Origin of the sequence: Archangium sp. (genome assembly GCF_036389735.1) — a bacterium.
In the GTDB taxonomy this organism is placed as follows: Bacteria; Myxococcota; Myxococcia; order Myxococcales; family Myxococcaceae; genus Archangium.
Genome location: NZ_DASVWK010000039.1, coordinates 1 through 3,634, shown reverse-complemented (window position 1 = coordinate 3,634; position 3,634 = coordinate 1). Strand labels below are relative to the sequence as shown.

3 protein-coding genes are annotated in these 3,634 nt (G+C 71.4%); 2 read left to right on the top strand and 1 reads right to left on the bottom strand.

The window, feature by feature from the left end:
* On the top strand, nucleotides 1–279 hold a 279-nt coding region (locus tag VF794_RS01305), incomplete at its 5' end, for an ATP-binding protein (protein WP_331106911.1).
* A gap of 13 nt (nucleotides 280–292) precedes the next feature.
* Here VF794_RS01305 and VF794_RS01300 read toward each other — a convergent pair.
* A complete protein-coding gene (locus VF794_RS01300; RefSeq protein WP_331106909.1) occupies nucleotides 293–2,659 on the bottom strand; it encodes a sensor histidine kinase in 2,367 nt (788 codons plus the stop codon).
* 235 nt (nucleotides 2,660–2,894) lie between these two features.
* On the opposite strand from VF794_RS01300, the gene VF794_RS01295 reads away from it, so the two are divergent.
* The coding region (locus VF794_RS01295; RefSeq protein ID WP_331106907.1) for a PAS domain S-box protein at nucleotides 2,895–3,634 on the top strand (740 nt) is incomplete at its 3' end.

The window sequence follows — 3,634 nt, the reverse complement described above, 5'->3', positions numbered from 1 at the left end:
TGCAAGTACGGCGCGGGCCGGCCAGTGGAGGTGGCGCTGAGTGCCACCGCGTCACGGGTGGAGCTGCGGGTGCGGGACGAGGGCATCGGCATCGACCCCGACGTCCAGTCGCGCATCTTCGAGCGCTTCGAGCGCGCGGTGAGTGACCGGCACTACGGGGGCCTGGGCATGGGGCTGTGGATGACACGCGAGCTGGTCACCGCCATGGGGGGCACCATCCGCGTGGAGAGCGCTCCGGGGCAGGGGGCCACCTTCCTCGTGGAGCTGCCTCGCTCCTAGCGGGCGGGGTGGCTCAGTCGGCCGTCAGGGGCGCCAGGCCCTCCTCGGCCGGGGCGGGCCGCAGCGGCAGCTCGACGGTGAAGGTGGAGCCTTCGTCGAGACGGCTGTGCACGGACACGCGGCCGCCCATCGCCTCGACCAGCTGGCGTGAGATGTAGAGGCCGAGGCCGATGCCGCCGTACCGCCGGTCACTCACCGCGCGCTCGAAGCGGCCGAAGAGGCGGGGCAGCGCCTCGGGCGCGATGCCGATGCCCTCGTCCCGGACGGTGAGCCGCGCGAAGGCCCCCGCCTCCTCCACCCGCACGTGCACGGGACGGCCCGCCCCGTACTTGGCCGCGTTGGTGAAGAGGTTGACCATCACCTGGTCCAGCCGCTGCGCGTCCCAGCAGCCGCGCACTGGCTCCGGCGCCTCCAGGTGCACCGCGCAGCCGGCCCGCTCGAAGACGTCCGCGACGCGCTCGAGCACCTCGCGGGTCAGGGTACCCAGCTCCACTTCGCCGAGCTCCAGCGACAACCGGCCTTCCGACAGACGCCCCACGTCCAGGAGGCTCGCCACCAGTGACTCGAGGCGCTCCACCTGCCGCCCCATCGCCTGGAGGCGCGGCATGCTCAAGTGGGGGGGACGGGCGCGCTCCAGCAGGTGCAGCTGCAGCTTGAGGGAGGTGATGGGGGTGCGCAGCTCGTGCCCGGCCACGGACAGGAAGTCCTCGCGCACGCGCACCGCGGCCCGCGCCGCGAGGTAGAGGTTCGCGCGCTCGAAGGCCTGGGACACCTGCTGGCTGAGCGCCAGCAGGAAGTCGCGATCCTCGGCATCCAGCGTGTGCGGGCGGGGGAAGCCGATCATCAGCGCTCCCAGAGGCCCCGCGCCGCCCAGCAGCGGCAGCACGGCCCAGGATTGGTTGACACTCTCCTTCATCGCCGGGCCCATGCCGGGGAAGAGCCGGAACATCTCCTCGCGCGACTCCAGCCAGAGGGGGGTACCCGAGCGCACGACGCTCGTCATCGGCAGGGGCGCCTCGAGGGGCACGGTCTCATGGTTCTTCACCACCTCCGCGGGAATCCCCTGGGCATGCAGCAGGCGCAAGGGGCCGCCTTCCGGCTCCAGGACGTAGAAGGTGCCCGAGCCCGCGCCAATGCCCTCGACCGCCTCGGCGAGGATGGCCCGCGCCACGTCCTCGGGGGTCAGCGCGCGAGAGACGGCCGAGGTCACGGCCTGCAACCGCCCCGCCCGCTCCTGGGCGCGCTTCTCCGCCGTGATGTCCGTCACGAGCGCGACGACTCCCTCTACCTCCCCCCGTGCGCCGCGCTGCGGCATGTACGAGGCGCGGATGTGGCGGTCTCCGCCGTGCCGGTAGGGCATCGCGCGCTCGAAGGAGATGCTCTCTCCCGAGAGCGCCCGCTCCAGCAACGAATGCACGCCCGCGTAGGCCGCCTCGCCCACGATGTCGCGCACGGGGCGATTGATCACCTCCTCGCGCTCGAGGCCGAACCACTCCGTGTAGCTGCGGTTGACGTAGGCGTAGCGGCCGTCGCGGTGGATGAAGGAGACGAGGACGGGGAGGGCGTCGGTGACGAGGCGCATCTGCGCCTCGCTCCGCTCGAGCCGCCGCACGAGCCCCTCCTCCTCGGCCGCCTGCAGTCCGCGGTACACCTGGACGACGTGGCGGATCACCACGACGTAGGCGAGCAGGCGGAGCACATGGAAGAGCCACCAGATGGCACCCCACAGGTGGCTCACCCCGAAGAGCAGACCCGCGACGCCAAAGAGGAGGCAGTGGTTGGCGAAGACGAGATCCTCGGCGGCCCCCTCCCGCCGGTAGCGCCGCAGGAAGAAGGCGGCCGAGGTGAGGAAGCCCATGCCGCCCACCATGTTGATGAGCTTGGCCCAGGGGAGATAGCCGCCGTCCGCGGAGAAGGCGTGAGGCCAGGCTCGCGGCAAGGCGACGAGGGCCAGGCACAGGGCCAGGGTGAGCAGGCCGACGACGAGCGGAAGGCGCTGCGCGGCGCGGCTCCGGGTCCAGCTCGCGGGCAGCCAGACGAGGGAGATGAGCAGGCCCCCCAGGAGGGTGGGCAGGGCGCGGGACCAGAAGAAGCCGGGGCTGACGTGGATCCACGCGTGTGCCAGGTCCAGCAGCCCCATGCACACCAGCGCGGTGACGACCCACTGGAAGTGAGCCGCATGGCCCCGGTAATGGCGCCGCCAGAGCAGCACCGAGGCCACCGCGAGGGCCATGAGCCCCCCGGCGGTCTCCAGGGAGGAGTGGATGGGCTCGTGCTCCCACCTGGCCTCGCCCCACAGGCGCAAGAGGACAAGCGTGGCCAGCGCGGGGAGTACGAGCGAGAGGGAGGCGGAGAGAGGAAGGGAGCGGGGGGGCAACACGCGAGGGGCGTTCCCTTGGCAGGTGGGAGACCCGCCATGCATACCGGAGGTGGGCCTTCCATAAGGGAAAACATGCGGCCGACACTCGGGATGTGTGTCCTACCTGCCTGCTTCACCGCTCACCATGGAGGGGAGCGGGCCCCATGCCAGCTCCCAGGCGAGGGAGGGCAGGGGCAGCGTCCGGTGGCAGCGGGCTTAGCTTGAGAAGGGAACCGTGCAAGCGAGGGGAGCCCACATGTCCGCGGAGGGCGAGCGGAAGGATGAGCCAGAGTCCAAGGTCGCGCTGAGCGACAGCGAGGAGCGCTTCCGGCTCCTCATCGACAGCCTTCAGGACTACTCCGTCTTCCCGCTGGGGGTGGATGGCCGGGTGAGCAACTGGAACCTCGGCGCCGAGCGCCTCAAGGGCTTCACGACGGAGGAGGCCATTGGCCTGCACCTCTCGCGCTTCTTCCCCGAGGCGGAGAACGCGGAGCACGTGCCAGAGCGCATTCTCAAACGGGCGGAGGCCGAGGGGCGCGCCGAGTACGAGGGGTGGCTCCTGCGCAAGGACAACTCCCCGTTCTGGGGCACCGTCGTGCTCAGCCCCATGCGTGACCAGGAGGGGCGGCTGCGCGGCTTCTCCAACGTCGCCCGCGACTTGAGCGAGCGCAAGAAGGTCGAGAAGGCGCAGACCTTCCTCGCCGAGGCGGGCGAGGTGCTCACCGGCTCGCTGGAGTACGAGCGGACGCTCCAGGAGATTGCCCGCCTGGCCGTCCGCGGCCTGGCCGACTGGTGCACGGTGAGCATCCGGGACGCCAAGGGGCTGGCCGTGGTGTCCGTCGCGCACGTGGACCCGGCGCGAGAGTTCAAGGCCCGCGAGCTCCTCCGCCTGCTGCCCCCGGGCGAGACGAAGCTGACGCGGGGCATCGGACACGTGGTGCGCACGGGGCAGTCCGATCTCTGCCCCGACACGCTCGAGGCCTCCTGGGTGCGGAT